The organism is Niallia laureatilytica (assembly GCF_046613985.1).
Lineage (GTDB): Bacteria > Bacillota > Bacilli > Bacillales > Cytobacillaceae > Niallia.
Map to the genome: position 1 here is coordinate 191176 of NZ_JBKKHP010000001.1, position 18474 is coordinate 209649.

General features: G+C 38.5%; 21 protein-coding genes and 1 other annotated feature. Of the genes, 6 read left to right on the forward strand and 15 right to left on the reverse strand.

Annotation, left to right across the window (positions count from 1 at the left end):
- The first annotated feature begins 157 nt into the window (after positions 1-157).
- The gene (locus tag ACLIJJ_RS00950) at positions 158-817 is read left to right on the forward strand and encodes a DUF3885 domain-containing protein (protein ID WP_411410620.1); all 660 of its coding nucleotides are present in this window, start codon (positions 158-160) and stop codon (positions 815-817) included.
- A gap of 36 nt (positions 818-853) precedes the next feature.
- Here the strand turns inward: ACLIJJ_RS00950 and ACLIJJ_RS00955 are convergent, their stop codons facing one another.
- Entirely contained in the window at positions 854-1495 is a 642-nt protein-coding gene (locus ACLIJJ_RS00955; RefSeq protein WP_411410449.1) for an HAAS signaling domain-containing protein, read from the reverse strand.
- On the reverse strand, positions 1492-1824 hold the full coding sequence (locus ACLIJJ_RS00960; RefSeq protein ID WP_233313685.1) for a PadR family transcriptional regulator: 333 nt from the start codon (positions 1822-1824) through the stop codon (positions 1492-1494). The genes ACLIJJ_RS00955 and ACLIJJ_RS00960 overlap by 4 nt, the downstream gene beginning before the upstream one ends.
- Before the next feature lie 198 nt (positions 1825-2022).
- Between ACLIJJ_RS00960 and ACLIJJ_RS00965 the strand changes: the two genes are divergently transcribed.
- Complete coding sequence (locus tag ACLIJJ_RS00965; RefSeq protein ID WP_251645654.1) at positions 2023-2886, forward strand: YitT family protein; 864 nt, start codon at positions 2023-2025, stop codon at positions 2884-2886.
- Between the two features lie 90 nt (positions 2887-2976).
- On the opposite strand, the gene ACLIJJ_RS00970 is transcribed toward ACLIJJ_RS00965, so the two are convergent.
- From ACLIJJ_RS00970 to ACLIJJ_RS00995, 6 genes are all read right to left on the reverse strand, one after another.
- Complete coding sequence (locus ACLIJJ_RS00970; protein ID WP_233313683.1) at positions 2977-3876, reverse strand: AEC family transporter; 900 nt, start codon at positions 3874-3876, stop codon at positions 2977-2979.
- Positions 3877-3910: 34 nt separating this feature from the next.
- The gene (locus tag ACLIJJ_RS00975) at positions 3911-5158 is read right to left on the reverse strand and encodes a glutamate-5-semialdehyde dehydrogenase (protein WP_411410450.1); all 1248 of its coding nucleotides are present in this window, start codon (positions 5156-5158) and stop codon (positions 3911-3913) included.
- A 14-nt stretch (positions 5159-5172) separates the two neighbouring features.
- Positions 5173-6261, reverse strand: a complete 1089-nt coding sequence (gene proB, locus ACLIJJ_RS00980) for a glutamate 5-kinase (RefSeq protein ID WP_237941516.1) — start codon at positions 6259-6261, stop codon at positions 5173-5175.
- 71 nt (positions 6262-6332) lie between these two features.
- Positions 6333-6549 (reverse strand) — a binding site (T-box leader).
- 57 nt (positions 6550-6606) lie between these two features.
- Positions 6607-7383: a Cof-type HAD-IIB family hydrolase gene (locus ACLIJJ_RS00985; RefSeq protein WP_411410451.1), complete on the reverse strand. Its 777-nt coding sequence runs from the start codon at positions 7381-7383 to the stop codon at positions 6607-6609.
- A gap of 154 nt (positions 7384-7537) precedes the next feature.
- Entirely contained in the window at positions 7538-8518 is a 981-nt protein-coding gene (locus ACLIJJ_RS00990) for a DMT family transporter (protein WP_233313680.1), read from the reverse strand.
- 117 nt (positions 8519-8635) lie between these two features.
- Positions 8636-10348 carry an ABC transporter ATP-binding protein gene (locus ACLIJJ_RS00995; protein ID WP_233314744.1) on the reverse strand — a complete coding sequence of 571 codons (1713 nt, stop codon included), beginning with the start codon at positions 10346-10348 and terminating at the stop codon, positions 8636-8638.
- Between the two features lie 274 nt (positions 10349-10622).
- Here ACLIJJ_RS00995 and ACLIJJ_RS01000 point away from each other — a divergent pair, with 274 nt between their 5' ends.
- On the forward strand, positions 10623-11534 hold the full coding sequence (locus ACLIJJ_RS01000; RefSeq protein WP_233313679.1) for a LysR family transcriptional regulator: 912 nt from the start codon (positions 10623-10625) through the stop codon (positions 11532-11534).
- Positions 11535-11578: 44 nt separating this feature from the next.
- Here ACLIJJ_RS01000 and ACLIJJ_RS01005 read toward each other — a convergent pair whose 3' ends face one another.
- Positions 11579-12175 (reverse strand): DJ-1/PfpI family protein, encoded by a 597-nt coding sequence (locus ACLIJJ_RS01005; RefSeq protein ID WP_237941517.1) that lies wholly within the window; start codon positions 12173-12175, stop codon positions 11579-11581.
- Between the two features lie 19 nt (positions 12176-12194).
- Positions 12195-12704: a GNAT family N-acetyltransferase gene (locus ACLIJJ_RS01010; protein ID WP_233313677.1), complete on the reverse strand. Its 510-nt coding sequence runs from the start codon at positions 12702-12704 to the stop codon at positions 12195-12197.
- Between the two features lie 173 nt (positions 12705-12877).
- Between ACLIJJ_RS01010 and ACLIJJ_RS01015 the strand changes: the two genes are divergently transcribed.
- A complete protein-coding gene (locus ACLIJJ_RS01015; RefSeq protein WP_233313676.1) occupies positions 12878-13183 on the forward strand; it encodes an antibiotic biosynthesis monooxygenase family protein in 306 nt (101 codons plus the stop codon).
- A gap of 52 nt (positions 13184-13235) precedes the next feature.
- Here ACLIJJ_RS01015 and ACLIJJ_RS01020 read toward each other — a convergent pair whose 3' ends face one another.
- From ACLIJJ_RS01020 to ACLIJJ_RS01030, 3 genes are read right to left on the reverse strand one after another with little or no spacing between them, the layout of a single operon-like run.
- Positions 13236-14495 (reverse strand): FtsW/RodA/SpoVE family cell cycle protein, encoded by a 1260-nt coding sequence (locus ACLIJJ_RS01020; protein ID WP_411410452.1) that lies wholly within the window; start codon positions 14493-14495, stop codon positions 13236-13238.
- A gap of 4 nt (positions 14496-14499) precedes the next feature.
- Complete coding sequence (locus tag ACLIJJ_RS01025; protein ID WP_411410453.1) at positions 14500-14907, reverse strand: PadR family transcriptional regulator; 408 nt, start codon at positions 14905-14907, stop codon at positions 14500-14502.
- Between the two features lie 2 nt (positions 14908-14909).
- On the reverse strand, positions 14910-15467 hold the full coding sequence (locus ACLIJJ_RS01030; protein ID WP_411410454.1) for a sigma-70 family RNA polymerase sigma factor: 558 nt from the start codon (positions 15465-15467) through the stop codon (positions 14910-14912).
- Between the two features lie 183 nt (positions 15468-15650).
- Between ACLIJJ_RS01030 and ACLIJJ_RS01035 the strand changes: the two genes are divergently transcribed.
- Both ACLIJJ_RS01035 and ACLIJJ_RS01040 read left to right on the forward strand, forming a co-directional pair.
- A complete protein-coding gene (locus ACLIJJ_RS01035; RefSeq protein ID WP_233313675.1) occupies positions 15651-15905 on the forward strand; it encodes a type B 50S ribosomal protein L31 in 255 nt (84 codons plus the stop codon).
- A 94-nt stretch (positions 15906-15999) separates the two neighbouring features.
- The gene (locus tag ACLIJJ_RS01040) at positions 16000-16359 is read left to right on the forward strand and encodes a hypothetical protein (protein ID WP_341077112.1); all 360 of its coding nucleotides are present in this window, start codon (positions 16000-16002) and stop codon (positions 16357-16359) included.
- A 53-nt stretch (positions 16360-16412) separates the two neighbouring features.
- Here the strand turns inward: ACLIJJ_RS01040 and ACLIJJ_RS01045 are convergent, their stop codons facing one another.
- On the reverse strand, positions 16413-17744 hold the full coding sequence (locus ACLIJJ_RS01045) for a metal-dependent hydrolase family protein (RefSeq protein WP_237941522.1): 1332 nt from the start codon (positions 17742-17744) through the stop codon (positions 16413-16415).
- 101 nt (positions 17745-17845) lie between these two features.
- The gene (locus tag ACLIJJ_RS01050; protein WP_411410455.1) at positions 17846-18463 is read right to left on the reverse strand and encodes a TetR/AcrR family transcriptional regulator; all 618 of its coding nucleotides are present in this window, start codon (positions 18461-18463) and stop codon (positions 17846-17848) included.
- Between the last annotated feature and the right edge of the window lie 11 nt (positions 18464-18474).

The following is an 18474-nucleotide window of genomic DNA, read 5'->3' on the forward strand; positions in this document are numbered from 1 at the left end:
AGATACGGGGCAAAAAAATTCTTTTTTGCAAAGCTTATTTCTTCTATATATTATACCGATGTATAACGATTCTTGCTAAAACAGGGTATTTTTAACAGCATGATATATTGTATGATAATAAGAAAACAATCGCTATTATGGAAAGTGAGCAATGGACATGCACCTTAATGACTATCTCCAGGAAAGATTTCATACTCTCGCATTAGTACCTAGTATTTATCATCAATGGGATATTGGCATTCACTTTACCCTTGGAGAAAATATCTATCCATTAAAAGAAAATGGTGACATGAATCTGGAAGGGTTTCAGGTTATCTATCAGCGGATCTTTGATATTTTTAATGACTTATTCGAGCAGGACGATGATTTATTTCTTGTCACAAATATCTATAAACGAACAAAAGAAAAAGCTACAAATAAATTGAAGCTATATCAACCATACGTTAAAGACAAGGATGCTTTATACCGCATCCATGTAAAAACATTTCCATATCCATTTGAACTAGAGGAAGCTGAACAATTTGAGATGCAACAGTTTTCACTATACTGTAAACAGAGCGACTTACATTTAGCTGGATTGCTAAAGGGAGCTTGTAATGAGGATTTTCCGCTGCAGCCTAGATTTGGAGGATACGACACTGGTTATCCAGATGTTTTCTTTGTGAATATCACAAAAGATATTATATTCTTTATCTATGATGATCGTGGCTGTGAAGTAATAGCACTGGATGCCGAACGGCTTCGTCCGCTGTATGAAAAGTATGATGATTGGATTGAAGATGCTGATAGAAGTAAGATGGAGCAAACATTTACATAAAAAAATTCTCCTTTCCTTTATAGGAAAGCAGAATTTTCAAATCGATTTTGTTGTTCCGTAGCGAAATCCTAAAATCGATACTGGATAGAACAGAATCGTGAAAACAATACAAACGTCTGTAAATTCATTTGTCAGCAGCGGGGCAAAAACAGCTGGCGGAATGATGCGCAAGACGACCATCATCATCAGGAATAGATTAGGCATAAGCGCTATGTAAAAGGTTCGTTTAAACAGTTTTTTTCCACCAAGACCAAACTCTTTCCCAACTTCAAACCTTAGTATTAGCCAATAAAATAAATACAAAAATATTATTAAAAACGGAATGCTTGTCAGGAAAAACCACAGCTGTTTCACGGTTGGGCTTGGAATAGAATGATAAAAAACGGTTAAAATTAAGCCTGCTGCAAAAAAGATAAAGTTGCCGAAAAAGAAAATCCACTTTGTTCTGGAAGCAGTTATCGTTCTCTCCTCACTAAACAATGCTGCCATATCTTTTGGCTTGCCGATTCTTGCGATAACTTGCTCCATCGCTTCTGCTTCACTGATTCCAAGACTTGAAATCTCTGCTATTAAGTCTGTTAAATGCTGTTCATATTCAAGCAGGATGTCCTCCACTCGTTCATAATTTTCTAAGCATGCACGGAGGATATCCAAATACTCCTGTTTGGAAGAAATCATACCCCTCTTCTCCCAATTACCTTATCAATTGTCTGCACAAAGCTTTTCCATTCCTTCGTTTTTTGCTCGAGTATTTCTAGGCCTGTCTCTGTTATGCGATAATATTTCCGGGCAGGTCCCTTTTCAGAGTCCTTCCAGAAAGATTCCACATATGCCTGCTTTTCCAGCTTATGAAGCGCTGGATATAATGTACCTTCTTTCACCTGTAAGGAATAATCACTGCGGCTTTCCATTTCCTTCACAAGCTCATAGCCGTACATTTCTTTTTCCGCTAATAACTGCAGCAGAATCAACGACGTACTTCCCTTCACCAGCTCCCGGTTGAACATTTATTTCACCTACCTAGAATAATAATGTACTGTATATTCTATATCTTTCCATAAAAACTTGCAATGAATTTTATGTAAAAAACCCGTAAATTAGCGGTTTTCAAAAGAAATTATTATATAACCAAAACTGGAATATTTTTTCACTTTCTTGGCATTATAAATATGTTACTTCCTTAACTTCGGGAGGGTTCAAGACAAATGGGAAAAACACATAAAAAAGAAGGAAAATTACATTTAATTATCCGGTATATCATGCTAATGATCGGTGCGAGCCTCGCTGCGGCAGCGATTGAATTATTTCTTATCCCAAATACAATTATCGATGGGGGTATTATCGGCATCTCCCTAATCATTAATTATATGACCAATTTCAGCTTCGGAATCTTGGTGCTAATTATCAATATTCCATTCTTGTTCGCCGGCTATAAATATATTGGCAAGAACTTTTGCATCTCCTCGTTGTTCGCTATTATCATGCTAGCTGTAGTCGAATCAGCGTTGCATCATGTTCAGCCATTTACAACAGAGCCCCTTCTTGCCACGGTTTTTGGGGGACTGCTGCTCGGCACAGGAGTTGGACTCGTGATTCGCAATTCCGGCGCCTTAGACGGCACAGAAATACTCGGCATTCTTTTATCCAAAAAGATGCCCTTTTCTGTCGGCGAGTTCGTCATGTTCCTAAACGTGTTTGTGTTCACATGGGCCGGCTTCGTGCTTGAATGGGAACAAGCCATGTTTTCCATCCTTACCTACTATATCGCCAGCAAAGCAATTGATGCCGTTATTCAAGGATTTGACGACACAAAAGCAGCAATGGTCATCACAAACGAATACGAAGAAATAGCCGCAGCATTGTCAGACCGCCTTGGCAGAGGTGTGACAAAACTAAAAGGCAAAGGCGGCTATCTCGATCAAGAAAAAGAAGTGCTCTATGTCGTGTTCACCCGCCTTGAAATTGCCAAATTTAAAAGCATCGTTTTGGAAATTGATTCAAATGCCTTTATTACGATTATGGATACACAGGAGGCGCATGGAGGGAAATTTAAGAACGCGATACATTAAGACAGCCTTGTTGGTGGATTAGGCTGTCTAAAAAAACAAAACCTTGATGGAATAAATATCCAATCAAGGTTTTGTTCATCTATAAAACTACTAAACAATAAACAACACAATCGGCAGTGTGACAATACTAGCTAATGTACTAAACAGCGTTGCTGTTGACACAAAATCCGGTTCTGTTCCATATTGGAGAGCATACATCGTTGTATTGGCGGCTGACGGCATTGCAGCTAATACAATCATCACTTGTTTAAGCATATCATCAACTGGGAGTACTAATGTCATGCCCCATGCAATCAATGGTGATACGATAAGCCTTAAGGTTAAGGCAAAGGATAATGGCTTGACTTGGATTTTTTTGACGGATATTTTTGCTAGTGTCATCCCTAAAACGAGCATGACTGTTGGGATAGCTGCATCTCCTACCATCTTAATGGCATCAAGCATGGTTGCAGATAGTGGGATATTTAGAAAATGAAAAATCACACCGAGCAGTGCGCCATACATAATCGGCACTTTCAGGACTTTCTTCCATGTATCATTTGCGCCTTCATTGTCTGCTGATCCTTTTGCTGCATAATAAACGCCGATTGTTGCCATAATCAGCTGCTGAATTACCATCAGGATAACGGCGTAATGAAGGGCTGGCTCTCCAAATGCGAACAAGACAAGTGGAGTGCCATAGTTTCCATTATTCATGAAGGCAGATGACAGTATCATCCCGCATGTTTTTTTAACGTCATACCCTCTTAGCTTTGCGACAATATAAATGATGCCAATGATGCCGAATACGAGTGCTAATGCGTAAATGGCCATCATGAGATAGTCTAAATTAAAGGTTGTTTCGTAAAAAACACTAAATGATAATAACGGTGTCATTAAGTAGACCGTCATTGTTGTAATCGACTTTGTATTTATATGAAGAATTTTTTCACCGACAAAGCCGACAGCAAAAATAAAAAATATTGGCAACAGGACTGTTACAAACTGCATTGGTATTCGCTTCCTATCTTATGAAATAAACGTATTAGTTTCTGATTTGGCCGTTTCCATATATATAGTATTTCGACGAGGTCAAAGCTTTTAGTCCCATTGGTCCTCTTGCATGGAGCTTTTGTGTGCTAATGCCGATTTCTGCACCATATCCAAATTCAAATCCGTCTGTAAAGCGAGTGCTTGCATTATGATAAACAGCAGCTGCATCTACACTGGATAAGAAAACTTCTGCATTTTCACTGCTTTCAGTAAGAATTGCCTCCGAGTGCCTCGTGCCATACTTATTGATATGTGTGATCGCTTCTGTTACATCATCAACAATTTTCACACTGATTTTCAAGGCGGAATATTCCGTATACCAATCCTCTTCCGTTGCTAAAATGGCATCAGCCCAGTCATTTGTAACCGTACTGTCTCCGTAGATTTCCACACCATGGTCTGCTAATGTTTGCAGCAATTCTTGGCCGTATTGCTTATACCAGTTTTGGTGAATTAAGATTGTTTCCAAAGCATTGCAGACAGATGGACGCTGTGTTTTGCCGTTAAGACTGATGGAAAGTGCCATTTGTTTATCAGCGCTATCGTCGATAAATAAATGACAGTTTCCAGCGCCTGTCTCAATGACAGGTACAGATGCCTCTTTAACTACTGTATCAATCAGGTTTTTCCCGCCTCTTGGAATAAGAACATCCAAGTATTCTGTTAAATGGAACAGTTCTTTTGCTGTTTCTCTGCTAGTATCTTCAATAAGCAGGACTGCATTTTCAGGAAGAGCTGACTTCTTTAACGCATCATGAATAGAACGCACTAAAGCAATATTGGAGCTCGCTGCAGAAGAACTGCCTCTAAGCAGGATGGCATTGCCTGTTTTTATCGACAGTGTTGCTGCATCTACGGTCACATTGGGTCTTGCTTCATAAATCATGCCCATCACACCGATTGGCACTGTTTTTTTGTGGATCAGCAAGCCATTTTCTTTTTGGATTTCTTCCAGTGTTGCCCCAATTGGATCTTCAAGTTCAATGAGCTGTCTTATCGCCAGCGCCATGTCTTCTATCCTTTTTCCATTAAGCATAATTCTGTCCAAAACAGATGCTGACAATCCTGCCTTTTCTCCGTTGATTAAGTCTGTTTTGTTTTGCTCAATAATATAGGCTTGATCTGCCAAAAGCTGATCTGCAATAAGCTCAAGCGCCTCATTTTTATCCTTAGTCGTAAATTTCCACAGCTCCCTGCTTGCTTGCTGTGCTAACTGCCCTTTTGTTTGTACTTCTCCCATTCGTACGACCCCCTTTAGATTTTCACCCAGCTATTGCGGTGGATAACTTCTTGCAGCTGTCCCTCTTGTTTAGGTAGATTTCCTGCCAGTATTTCATGGAGTTCTTGTGAGCCGTAAAGAACTTCCCCTTTACCGATCAATCCTGATGTGCCAATCACTTCGACAACATCACCTTTTTCGAATAATCCTTCAATTTCATAAATGCCTGCCGGAAGCAAGCTGCTTCCCTTTTGCAGCAAAGCTAGTTCTGCCCCTTCATCCACATATACTTTTCCTTCTACTTTGGAATGGAGGGCAATCCATTGTCTATTGCTGGTAATGGCACTTAATCCTTCCGAACCAATATAGGTCCCATCTCCGTTGCCTTCAAGGATGGTTAAAAGCTTATCTTCTCCGCTCCCGCTGCCGATGAACACTTGTACGCCTAGACTAAGAGCTGTCTCTGCAGCAATCAGCTTCGATTTCATCCCGCCAGTTCCTACTTTTGAGCCGCTGCCTTTCGCTCCTTCTAGAAATTCTGGTGTTACTTTTTCAATATAATCAAGACGTTTAGCATTTGGATTGTCTTTCGGATTGCTGTCGTAGAGCCCATTAATATCTGTCAAAATTATCAGCTGTTCTGCGTGGATTAACCCGCTTACAAGTGCTGAGAGCATATCATTGTCACCGAATGTAAGCTCTTCAACTGACACTGTATCATTTTCATTGATAATCGGCAGGATACCTCTTTCCAAAAGCTCTGACAAGGTGGAGTAAGCATTGCGGTAACGCTCCTTCTTGCTGAAATCATTTCTTGTCAGCAATATTTGAGCAGGTACGATACCGTATTCTTTTAAGCTCTCTGTGTAGTGCTGAATCAGCAGACCTTGACCGACTGCAGCAGCAGCTTGTTTTCCTTTTAGCGTCACTGGACGCGACGGGTATCCTAGCTGCTTGAATCCAGCTGCAACTGCACCAGAGGAAACAAGTATTACTTCCTTGCCTACTTTTTTTAACGCTGCAATACTTGCGATATGATCCTTTAGTTTAAGCTGATCAATTTCTCCCTTTGAGTTCGTGAGCGAACTGCTGCCGATTTTCACCACTATTCTTTTTCTGTCCAAAACGATTACCTCCAACATCCCGTATCATTTATCTGTTTGACTGTAATAAAAAAAAGCCCTTTTCATCCTATAAAAAGGACGAAAAGGGCTTTTCCGTGGTACCACCTTAATTGGACAAAAGACAATGCTCTTATCCCACTTTGTCTGATAACGCCAGATAACACGCCTAGTTTTCTAGGACTCGAAAGGCAGGTTCTGCGGCATGTCGTCATGGAGCCTTTCAGCTTATAAGCTCCACTCTCTTTTACGAATGGTTATCGCATACTATTCCTTTCTCTTCGTTCGCTTCTTCTTTTTTATTTATTATAGCAGTTATTTTTTTTGTTTCAACATAATTTCTGCAGTTTATTTTTCTAATACTGGCTCTTGCTCAGCCTGTAATGCCCATTTGCGAATAGCATACGCCACGCCATTTTCGTCATTTGTTTTTGTTGTAGCATTAGCCGTTTCTTTCACGATATCTTGTGCATTGCCCATCGCCACACCAATGCCTGCCTCTTTAATCATGCTGATGTCGTTCAAGCTGTCTCCGACTGCCATCACTTCAGCCATTGTAATGTCAAGTCGTTCACAAACCGTTTTTAGCCCTTTGGCCTTGTTGATGCCTAAAGCGTTCACTTCAATATTAACAAGCGATGAATTGCTTATTTCAAAAATATTTCTTGCCTGCAGTTCTTTCAACACTTCATTTCTAATGGCATCATCGTCAATATGGTAGCCGAACTTCAGCCATTCGATTGCGTCAATATCCTCAGGCATTTCGTTATTCCAAAGCTTGCCGCAGCTGATGGCCCAAGTTTTCGCACCATGTTTTTGCGCAAGCTCCCAAAGCCAGCGCATTTGCTCTGCTTCAACTAAATTCCGTTCAATTAAATTGCCTTGCCAATCCCATATTTCACTGCCGTTTACTGTAACTAAATATGTTTTAAGAAACAGACTTTCCGCATGATCTTTGCATGTTGCGATTGATCTGCCTGTGCTTAAGACAACATGAATGCCGGCATCTTGTGCCTCTTTGATTGCTTTGCGGTTTTCCTCAGGTATTTCGCCGTTGCTGTTCAATAATGTGCCGTCCATATCAAGGGCGATCAGCTTTATTGCTTTGTTTTGTTCATTGGTCATTTTTGTTGGTCCTCCAAATCTAGTTTCTTAGAAGTGATAGCCAAAATCATGACTGTCATTCATTACGATCATTGTTGTTACCATTCCATACAATAGTATACATATACCTGCCTAATAAGTAAAAAAATTTCAATAATTAACAAAACTTTAATAATCAATTGAAATGATGCGCTTCTTTAGCTAATTTTAGTTTTTTAATATTGCGGGAAAATATACTATGCAATACCATGCCAATAATCACAATTCCAATTCCAAGCAGGGAAACTGGACTCGGCAAACCTGCAGAAAGAAACACCATTTCTCCAATTAATGCAAATAGCACTTCAAATGACTGTGTTGCTTCAACAGCACCAAGCTTCTGCATATTATCCTTTGCTAAATCTGTAGCTGCAAAAAAGAGAATCGTCGCAACAACACCTGAAAATAAAGCTACAATTCCGGATTGGTATACTTGCATAACAGACGGTAAACCTGCAGTCATCCATCCATAAACAGACAGAATAAGCCAAAACGGCAGGCTAGCAATCGTCATGCCAAGCACTCGCTGAAAAACATCAAAGCGGCCACCTGCAACCTCCATCATTTTCCGATTGCCAAGGGGGTATGCAAAGGATGCAATGAGTATTGGTATGAGACAAAGCAGTGCTTGGGACAGGGATAAGCTCCTTGCAAACTCAACCTGCATAAATACGATTCCAACAATTATTAAAAGGGAAAAGCCTAAGCTTTTAATGGGGATTTTTCTTCTTGCATGGACAATAGTTCCGTCACTTGCGGCTATTTGCTCCATAAACAACGGTGCAAGCAGTGTTCCTGAAATAATCGTCAGCTGCCATGTTCCTGCAATTAACCAGCCTGGCCCATAGGCGGATGCAAAACAAATAAACGAATAGAAAATCCCAAATCCGACAGAACTCCACAATATCCATTTGAGAGCATTATTACGAAGCTCCAGCAAAATCGGCTTTAAATTCCCTCTAATTAATACAATAATCACTAAAAAGGGAACCATAAAAAAGTAGCGCAGGGATGCACTCCATACCCAGCTTCCCCCATTCATCTCCATCGCTTTATTCAAAACAAACGTAAAAGCAAAAAAGAAGGCAGACGCAATTCCTAACATTATCGGTCGCATAAAACAGGCACCTCCATAAAAAATTACCTATAACCAATATATCGCATATTAAATACTAACTTCAATTGCTATTTTTGCAAAAAAAAGAAGATGCCTTCTAAAAAGGCATCTAAAAAGTTAACGCTGGTATTGAACACGATGAAGATTAGCGAAAATACCGCCTTTTTCAATCAGTTCATCATGTCCTCCTTCCTCTTCAATCCCGTTTTCGGTAACAACAACAATGCGGTCTGCATTGCGGATTGTTGCGAGTCTGTGGGCAATCACTAATGTTGTACGGTTTTTCGCAAGTTCATTTAATGATGCTTGAATAATTTGCTCTGTTTCTGTATCAAGGGCAGAGGTGGCTTCATCGAGAATAAGTATTGGCGGATTTTTCAAGAACATTCTCGCAATCGCCAGCCTTTGCTTTTGTCCTCCCGACAGCTTCAAGCCCCGCTCTCCTATTTGTGTGTCATAGCCGTCTGGAAGCTTGCGGATTAAATCTTCCAAGTGAGCTCTTTTTACTGCTTCATGTATTTCTTCGTCTGTTGCATCCAGTTTTCCGTATGCGATATTTTCTTTTAATGTACCTGTGAACAGGAACACATCCTGCTGAACGATCCCAATTTGAGAACGCAAGGAATGCTTTGTCATATCACGGATATCCATGCCGTCAATTTTAATGGCTCCGCCGTTCACGTCATAAAACCTTGGCACTAATGAACAAATTGTCGTTTTCCCTGCACCGGACGGACCAACAAATGCAACTGTTTCGCCCGCTTTAATGTTCAGACTGATTTGGTCTAAAACAGTTCTGTTATCATAGCCGAATGTCACATTATTAAATTGAATGTCCCCACGCAATGCAGGCACTTCCACTGCATCTTTGCGGTCTTGAATTTCAGGCTCTGAATCAAGCAGATCCAAGAAACGTCTAAATCCAGCCATACCTTTCGGATACAGCTCCAGCAATGCACTGATTTTATCTATTGGCTTTTGCAAAATGTTAACATACAGAATAAATGCAACTAGCTCACCGTTTGTCAGCTGGCCATTAAATGTCAGCCATGCTCCATAAACCAATACTACTAACGTGAAAAAGCGCATTAGCATGTAAACAGAAGATGAAGTTAAAGACATTACTTTGTATGCAACGATTTTCGCTTTTCTGAAACGTTTATTATTAACAGAAAAACGCTCCATTTCATAGTCTTCGTTCGTGAAGGATTGGACAACACGCACACCGGATACACTGTCTTCAACGCGGGCATTAACATCGGCAATATCGCCGTACATATGCCTCCATGCTTTATTCATGCTCTTATTGCAGTATGTGATCAGCCAGACGAGCACAGGCACGATGAAAATGACGATTAACGCAAGCTTCACATTAATGGTCAGCATAATCCAGAAGGCGCCGACAAATGTCATGATTGCTATAAACAAATCTTCAGGACCATGGTGGGCAAGCTCGCCGATATCAAACAAGTCATTTGTAATTCGGCTCATAACATGACCTGTTTTTGTATTGTCAAAGAATTTAAAGCTTTGCTTTTGGACATGATTGAACAGCTGTGCACGCATATCTGTTTCAATATTAATTCCAAGCTTATGTCCCCAGTAGTTAACAATATATTGCAAATAAGTGCTTATTAAATATAATGCCAGCAAGCCGCAGCTTACAGAGACGATGGTACTCCAATTTCCCTCAGGAAGGAGCTTATCGATAAACCAAGTAACAGCCATTGGGAAGGCAAGTTCCAAAATTGCCACAATGACAGCGCTCGAGAAATCAAGAATGAATAATTTCTTATGCGGTAAATAATAAGTGAAAAAACGCTTTATCATCATATGCTCCTTTTATATAATTTTAACAGTTCTATTTGAGAATCATTATTGATTATAGATGTTTACTCCTATTTATTCAAGGAAAATATTTTCATTATCGAAATAGTCACAATTTATTTTCAAAAAGCTGGAATCGGTATAAAAATAGTAAATTTTCAGTATTTTTTGAATTGTTAAAGGATTTATCATTTATTTAAGCGAACTAAGTATATACTAAAAAAATGAAGATGCGAAACGAAGACTTCAAATCTGGCAGAAGGAGAGTGTGAGAGGATTGGATTATCATTTATTGACATTTGTCACAGTTGCTGAAAAGAAGAACTTTACTCGAGCTGCCGAAGAGCTCCATATTACACAATCTGCTGTAACGCTTTCCATAAAAGCTTTGGAAAAGAAGTATGAAGTGAAATTCTTCGATCGTACGAACAAATACGTTCGGCTTACTCGTGCTGGTGAAATATTGTATTATCATGCCAAGCGTATCCTAAAAGAGTATGAACAGGCGGAAGGTCTTATTGATGACATAACGAAGGTTGTGAGCGGTCCTCTCTTAATTGGGTCTAGTTATACATTCGGTGAGTATTTACTGCCCAGATATATTTCTGATTTTATGAAAGTACACCAATTAATTGAACCGAAAGTCTCCATCAGCAATTCTAGCAGCATCATGAAGCAAGTTCTTGATGGCAGTCTTGATATTGGCATAATTGATGGGGAAGTCAAAAGTCACCCTCACCTGCATATCACTCCCTTTGAACAGGATGAACTGGTAATTATCGTAGGCACTGATCATCCTTTAGCAAGCTTTCGCACGATCGATCTGGAAAGCCTGTACGGTGAAACATGGATCTTACGGGAAGAAGGTTCCGGAACGAGAGAGGTTATTGACAAACTGTTTGAAAAGCATGCCTTTTCTCCCCTTATTTTAAGATCGTTTGGCAGCACGCAAATTATTAAAGAGTCTGTTGAAGCAGGGATTGGCATTTCGATTGTTTCTAAGTTTTCGATTCAAAAAGAACTTCATATGAAAACAATCCATTCCATCCGGCTTAAAAATGAACAGATTAACCGAAACTTCTCCTATGTCATCCCAAAAACAGATATCCACACTCGCTCTGTTGAATTGTTTACCCAATTCTTAAAATCCAAAAATGGGTTCTCACTTGAAGCAATTTCTTATAAATAACAAGGGAAAAGAAGGCTTCTGCAGTAGAAGCCTTCTTTTTTAGCTTATTCTGGCAAATCATACTCCATTCTTTTTGCTGTTATGGCTTTTTCATCTGCTCCTACTAATCTTTCCACAAGATGGAATGCCATCGTTATCCCTGCAGAAATGCCGCCTGAAGAGACAATTCTGCCTTCATCAACAAATTTAACGCCTCTAACCACTTCCACTTTGGGGAAGGTTTCTGCGAAATTATCGTAGGAAGCCCAATGTGTCGTCGCCTTTTTCCCATCCAAAAGCCCTGCTTTTGCAAGCAGCAAGGCACCTGTACAAACAGAAGCCACAAGCTCTGCTGTTTTATTTTGCTGTTTTATCCATTCCATCAATTTCTCATTATGTATTTCTGTCAGCCTTGCTCCCGGTCCGCCAGGGATGATGATTATATCAAATGCTGGGGCATTTTCGAAGGAATAGCTAGGCAACACTTGCAATCCGTTCCTCGCAGCAATCAGCTCTCCTGTTTCTGAAACTGTTTCTACCTTAAATGGTTTCCTATCATCACGATCCTTAAAGGAGGCTACTGACAGCACTTCAAAAGGTCCTGCAAAATCAAGCACTTCCACATCATCAAATAACAGTATTCCTACACTTCTTGTTTTCATCCCTGCAACTCCTTTTCTCTCAACTACTCGAAAGATAGAAAATCATATGCTGTTCATCAAAGTATTGTCCATCCACCTTTAATGCGTTCTTTTCCAATCCAAAAACAGTGAAGCCGAATGATTCGTATAAGGCAATTGCACCTGCATTTGTGGAAACGACAGCCAGCAGCAATTGCTCAATATCATACCTTTTTGCTAGAGTAATTACCTCTGTCAAAAGCCGTTTGCCAATCCCCTTGTTCCGAAAATCATCTTCTATAAAAAATGACAGCACACTTGCCTTATGCTTAATTTTTTTATAGGTTTCCTTTTGAAGGGTGATGCTGCCAACAAGGCGTTCATCCATAAATGCACCTATAGTAACCCTTGTTGGGTCCTTTAAGAGAGCTGTAATCCTCTTAATGGGATAGAGGCGTTTTTGTTCTTCTTCCACGGTTAATAAAAAGGCATCTGGATGCTGCTTTAATGTTGTTAACCGCAAATTCCAGTAATCTTTTGCGTCCTTTGGTTTAAGCACCCTTACCTGCAAAACGAATCCCCCCTTTCTTATGTTGTCATATGATTTTTGTTCAGGAAAAAATTTTTGCTAGGTTTCTAACTTAATAATTCCATATTTCTTATATGCTTTCCTTCTATACGATGAATTTTCTGATAAATTTATGGTACGATAGTAAAAAATTAATTTCAGAGGAGTTTTGCTTCATGTTTATTGTTCAGTCAACCTTTCCAGTCCCAGATGAAAAGGCGCTTGAAGTCATTGAAATCTATAAAAACCGTTCCCGATTAGTAGACAAAAACCATGGATTTATCCGCTTCCTTCTGCTCCAAAATGAAAAAAACAAAGGAGAAATTACCGTACATATGGAATGGGAAACGAAGGAGGATTACTTAAAATGGGTCAGGAGCACAGAGTTTAAGGATATTCACGAGCTTGAGAAAAAATACCCAGATAAGGAATTAGCCTCGGTTATTCCTACTGTTAAACAATTTGCAGTCGTTGCTGAATAAACTTCTACATTAGAACACAAAAAACCGGCTGACATAATGGCAGCCGGTTTTTTTAACTAGTTAAGACTAGATTCTTCCTGCGATATACGCTTAATACGATTCCAATTAATAGAGAATTTAAAACGGTTGGTGTTAATCCATAGCTAATAAAGGGCAGTGACATGTAAATAACCGGGACTAATCCTAATATCATGCCAATATTATAGATAAATTGTACAGATAGCAAGGAACATACACCCAAAATTAACAGTTTGCCAAATTTATCTTTTATTTGGGTAGACAGAACAATCATTCTCCACACCAACAGCAATATTATCACAAATACAAGACTAGCAACGATCCAGCCATAATAATAGGTGATATTGGCTAAAACCAAGTCTGTGGACATTTCAACTTGATTAAACTGTGCACTTGAATTTCCAAACCAGCCACCTGATGAACGGATATCTTTTAGCAATAAGTATATATAGCCTTCATTCTCTGCGTAGTTCTCAGGGTGTAAAAATGACAGTATTCGTCTTTTTAGGTCAGCACCAGCGCTAACAAAAAATATAATGACAAAGGTAAGCAGTAGACCTAAAGAAACACCAATGGATGGATATAATGTTTTGTTATTAACTGAACTAGCAACTATTAAAGTAAGCACCAACAAGGAATATAGAAAGATATCTGTTAAGTTAGCCAGTCCTACGAATAATAAAAATGACAGCAAATAAATACTTATTACAACCATTCTCTTCGGTTTATCTTTAGATAGATAGATTGCCCAAAACACTAAGAATACAGGCAAAAGACTTGCACCGCTTATTGTAAAAGACAGGAAGCGGATAACGAAAAGTCCGTTAACCGTCGTACTTGGGAAAAAGTTTAAAGCGAGCAGTAACACGAAACCTGTAATAAGAATCAGCCACCCAAAATTCTTTATCTTGCGGTAATCAAACAGCATTACCGAAAGCGCAATGAAAATTCCTAATATAATAAACATTATTTGATTGCTAACTATTGAAAAATCAGCTTGTATATGTAGTAACGGTAGGATTCCTATTAGAATAATAGTGGTAAATAAACAAAATAGTTTCCAATCAAATAAAGGTCGATAAAGCTTATTAAAGTATGAACCAAGTTCAATCGGGCTGCCCATCTGCTTGATAGCTTGTTGTTCCGCTTCTTTTTCAGTTGCCCCCTTTCCTATTAATTCTGATTGGGACATTTTCAAATGATAACTCAGCTCTTTGCGGACAGCTTCTTTCGCATCTTTTGATTTTATATATTGCATTACTTCTAATAAAAAAGATTCCTTAAGATTAGTCATCTTATTACCACTCCAATATTTCTTTTAAGCAGTAAGCTTTACTACTTTCTTTTTCGAGGTTTTTTAGCAGCTTTAAGCCTTTTGTGTTAAGTTGATAATATTTAACATCAGGTTCATTCCAATAAGTACGCAAGTAGCCTTTATGCTCAAATTTATGTAAAAACATATAGAGATAGCCCTCTTCTGTTTCAAACTTTCCCATTCCTCTTGCACGGAGAAGTCTGCTTAATGCAAAACCAGTTCGTTTTTCTTTTAATAATTGAAATATTGCTAAAATGACCTCTTCTTCTGAATTGGTTGAAAGCTGATTTACTTTTCGTCTAATACTTCCTTTATGCTGTTCTGTAAACTGAATATCTCGTAACACTGTTTTTTTCATCGCATTTCTTAAATTCTTTAATCGATTATCCATTTTCATCCCTCCAAGCTTATCTTTAACAGTTCTTTAGCTCGTTTTAACCTTGTCTTAATCGTATTTTGATTCACATCTATGAGGCCAGAGATTTCTTTAATCGATAATTCCTCAAAATAATATAAATAAATTACTTCCCTATATTTGTCCGGCAAATGAAACACTGCTTTAACTAACTCTTGATCTTCATCTTTCTGGATAACTTGGTTTTCCACCTCTTTCTCAGCGCTTGGAATATGCCGTACTTCTTCTTCTGAAAAAACAATATGCTTATGATGCCAACTCCTTAAATAATCTTTACAATGATTAATAGCAATTCTCCAAATCCATGATTTTAAGGAGGATCTTTTTTGATATTGCTCTAACTTTTGATAACATTTCACAAATATTTCTTGCGTTAAATCTTCTGCAATCTCCCTCCTGCCTACATATGAATAGGCAAGATGCAATAATGACTGGCCATATTCATCCATAATTTGATTCAATAGCTTTTCTCTATTTTGGATACTCAAATCTCCATTGATACTTTCTTCCAATGCACACTGCTCCCTTCCACCCATTAGACGATTCTCACTTAAAGGAAGTTTTTGTTTAGTATAAAAAAATGCGATACTCTAAAAAAACTATGTTACCAATGGTTTGGTCGATTTAATTCATGGTATATGATATATAATGCACATCACTTGCAAAACGTAATGATTTCGATTATCATGAGTATGTAGTAAAAAATATGAGGTGATAATATGAAAGCAAATATACATCCAAATTATGAAAAAGTCGTATTTATGGATACGAACAGCGGCTTCAAATTTCTAACAGGTTCGACGAAAAAATCCAATGAGACTATTAAATGGGAGGATGGCAATACTTATCCTCTTATTAAAGTAGAGACTAGTTCAGATTCACATCCATTTTACACAGGTAAGCAGAAATTTGCAGATAAAGGCGGAAGAGTGGATCGCTTCCTGAAAAAGTACAATATGAAAGAAAACAATTAATGGAAATTGTTAATGGCTCTTTGGTAAATCGTAATAGTTACGATAATTCTTTACTACTGATTAGTATCTGCTTAAATAGCAAAGGTTGCCTATAATGAGAAATGAAAAGTGGATGGAGATACTTGAAAGGAATTTCGTCAACACACTGCCACCGTTTAAGAAAGCAGTTTACCAATATATTGTAGATAAGGAAGAGTCTTTAGCACAGAAAGCTGATTCAAAAACACAGTTTCTATCACTTCTTAAAGAGCAGTTGCCGCATCAAGAGGCAGCCGCTCACTTTAAGATGACATTAACGGAAGTAATCAGCTTAATGCACGAAACGGAAGATGAGATTAGTGAGGTTTTAGAAAGAAAAGCAAAAAAATATCAGTGGATTGACTGTACAGATGAAGTGAACGGCAATGGATTCAAGAAAACGGGCAATAGCCAATATTTTCTTTGTCTCTCTTAGAGCCCTCACTTATATTAGTAAGCTGAAACCAGAAATTTATATTTCTGGTTTTTTTATTCGTTGCTCCATACTAAATCTAGCAAATCATCCACTTCCTTCATTTTATTTACGTTTGGATTTTTTATAAGTTGACCATTTACCATTACCATCGTTATATTTGATAAAGTTTTGATATTTTCTAATGGATTATGGTCCATTACAATTAAATCTGCTCGTTTTCCCATTTCAATCGTTCCAGTTAGATGATCTATGCCGAGAATTTCTGCATTTGTTTTTGTTGCCTTTTCAATTACCTGCAGTGAATCCAGCGACGTTTTTCGCATAAGATGGTCCAGCTCGCGCCACATATCATAGTGTGTCACAAATGGCATTGCTGCATCTGTACCAATCCCCATTTTTATCCCATGTTCTACCGCCTGCCTTACACTTGCTAGCATCGAATCGTAAACAAGCCGAGAGTTTTCTTGCACTGTTTCGCTCACTTTCGTCAGACTCAAATCCAATTTTGCGCTAGGATAACCAGCCTGCAAAGTAGGAATTAACGCTGTGTAACCCTTTAAGGCTCTAGGATTACATTTATACAGACTGATAATTTCCTCATCCATCTCCGCTCCATGTTCTATCGTATCAACCCCTCCCTTTAGTGCAACTCTTACTCCTTCCGTACTTTCCACATGTGCGGCAACACGTATGCCGATTTTATGAGCTTCCTCACATATGGCGGCAACTTCGTCCTCTGTCATTTGTAACCGGCCAGCTTCCCCGACCATTTTTGCATCTGTAACACCGCCGGTGACACAGATTTTAATTAAATCCACCCCATGTTTAACATTTATTCTCACATTTCTTCTCGCCTCCCACGGAGAATCGCCGACTAAGGCTAAATAAGGTGCGCCGTGACCGCCTGTTACACTTAGGAAGTAGCCTGCTGTAAGTAGGTTCGGACCTACGAACTTGTGCGCATGAATCTCCTCCCTCAGCTCCACATCTTTATAAAAGAATTCACCTACGCTGCGCATCGTCGTTACACCAGAATGCAAGGCGGTTATGGCATTTTTTTTCATCCGTTTTTTTAAGATTCTTCTTCCTATCGATGTATCCAAAAGATGGTGAAACGCAAAATTTAAAAGCTTTTCACTTACTGACAATGTAAAAGGCTTTCCGTCTGCAAACAGATGTACATGGGCGTTGATGAGGCCAGGCATTACATAGTTCCCTGTTAAGTCTATGCTCTCATAATGACTTGGAACAACGAGATTGCTTGTCTTTTCGATTTGATGAATTCTCCCTTGTTCGTTTACTAATATGGTCATATTTGTATCTGCAAATTTTTTCCCATCACCATAGATTATATGGCAATTATGTAAGGCATATCCTGTCTTCATGAGTGCTTCCTCCCATTTTTCAAAAATGAATAGTTTATTCATTTTTAGTTTTTAAAATAGTGATTCACCTTAAACTAAGTGAATCACTTTAGTGTACAGTATTATTCATTTAAGCTTTTGAGTCCATGCAGCCTGTATATGCTAAGCACCTCAAATATCTGCTGTCTGCTTTCTATGCTCATCTCTCTCTTTAATAAGTCTAAAATCATGTTGACGAAACTATTAGCGAGAATATTCAATAAAATAAAATTATCCTCACTGTTTATTTCATATCTTTTGTACGTACTCTTAACGTACGGCATTTTAGTTTCCATCATTAAATCAATCAGCTCGTTTTTGGCATTGCTGTATTCCGTTCCTTGATTTTTTTCAAAAATAATCACAATCTGCTGATGATATTGGGTTAATAGATTAATCTGCTTTTGAAAAATATCTGTCCTTTTCTCCGTCCTCGCCTCAGCAAACAATGTCTGGTTATCAAAATGAATGCTTTCAACTAACACCTTTTGCAAATAATCGACTAAGGATGGTGGAACGACCGAATAAAACAAATCGTTTTTATTTTTGAAATACGTATAAATATTTCCGACTGAAATTTGAATTTCTTCAGCGATATTGCTCATTTTTGCATTCAAAAATCCTTTGTTAAAAAACACTTTCAAGGCGGCAGCTTCGATTTGTTTTTTTACTTCCTCTTTTTTTGACTGGATAATAACCACCTCTTAATAAT

Bases quoted from the DNA above. Each gene is read 5' to 3' on its own strand.
- ACLIJJ_RS00985 (WP_411410451.1), bottom strand. From the start codon at position 7,383: ATGACCAATGAACAAAACAAAGCAATAAAGCTGATCGCCCTTGATATG.
- ACLIJJ_RS01015 (WP_233313676.1), top strand. From the start codon at position 12,878: ATGTTTATTGTTCAGTCAACCTTTCCAGTCCCAGATGAAAAGGCGCTT.
- ACLIJJ_RS00955 (WP_411410449.1), bottom strand. From the start codon at position 1,495: ATGATTTCTTCCAAACAGGAGTATTTGGATATCCTCCGTGCATGCTTA.
- ACLIJJ_RS00960 (WP_233313685.1), bottom strand. From the start codon at position 1,824: ATGTTCAACCGGGAGCTGGTGAAGGGAAGTACGTCGTTGATTCTGCTG.
- ACLIJJ_RS01030 (WP_411410454.1), bottom strand. From the start codon at position 15,467: ATGGGTGGAAGGGAGCAGTGTGCATTGGAAGAAAGTATCAATGGAGAT.
- ACLIJJ_RS01025 (WP_411410453.1), bottom strand. From the start codon at position 14,907: ATGGATAATCGATTAAAGAATTTAAGAAATGCGATGAAAAAAACAGTG.
- ACLIJJ_RS00995 (WP_233314744.1), bottom strand. From the start codon at position 10,348: ATGATAAAGCGTTTTTTCACTTATTATTTACCGCATAAGAAATTATTC.
- ACLIJJ_RS00990 (WP_233313680.1), bottom strand. From the start codon at position 8,518: ATGCGACCGATAATGTTAGGAATTGCGTCTGCCTTCTTTTTTGCTTTT.
- ACLIJJ_RS00965 (WP_251645654.1), top strand. From the start codon at position 2,023: ATGGGAAAAACACATAAAAAAGAAGGAAAATTACATTTAATTATCCGG.
- ACLIJJ_RS01005 (WP_237941517.1), bottom strand. From the start codon at position 12,175: ATGAAAACAAGAAGTGTAGGAATACTGTTATTTGATGATGTGGAAGTG.
- ACLIJJ_RS01045 (WP_237941522.1), bottom strand. From the start codon at position 17,744: ATGAAGACAGGATATGCCTTACATAATTGCCATATAATCTATGGTGAT.
- ACLIJJ_RS01035 (WP_233313675.1), top strand. From the start codon at position 15,651: ATGAAAGCAAATATACATCCAAATTATGAAAAAGTCGTATTTATGGAT.
- ACLIJJ_RS01040 (WP_341077112.1), top strand. From the start codon at position 16,000: ATGAGAAATGAAAAGTGGATGGAGATACTTGAAAGGAATTTCGTCAAC.
- ACLIJJ_RS00950 (WP_411410620.1), top strand. From the start codon at position 158: ATGCACCTTAATGACTATCTCCAGGAAAGATTTCATACTCTCGCATTA.
- ACLIJJ_RS01020 (WP_411410452.1), bottom strand. From the start codon at position 14,495: ATGACTAATCTTAAGGAATCTTTTTTATTAGAAGTAATGCAATATATA.
- ACLIJJ_RS00975 (WP_411410450.1), bottom strand. From the start codon at position 5,158: ATGGGAGAAGTACAAACAAAAGGGCAGTTAGCACAGCAAGCAAGCAGG.
- ACLIJJ_RS00970 (WP_233313683.1), bottom strand. From the start codon at position 3,876: ATGCAGTTTGTAACAGTCCTGTTGCCAATATTTTTTATTTTTGCTGTC.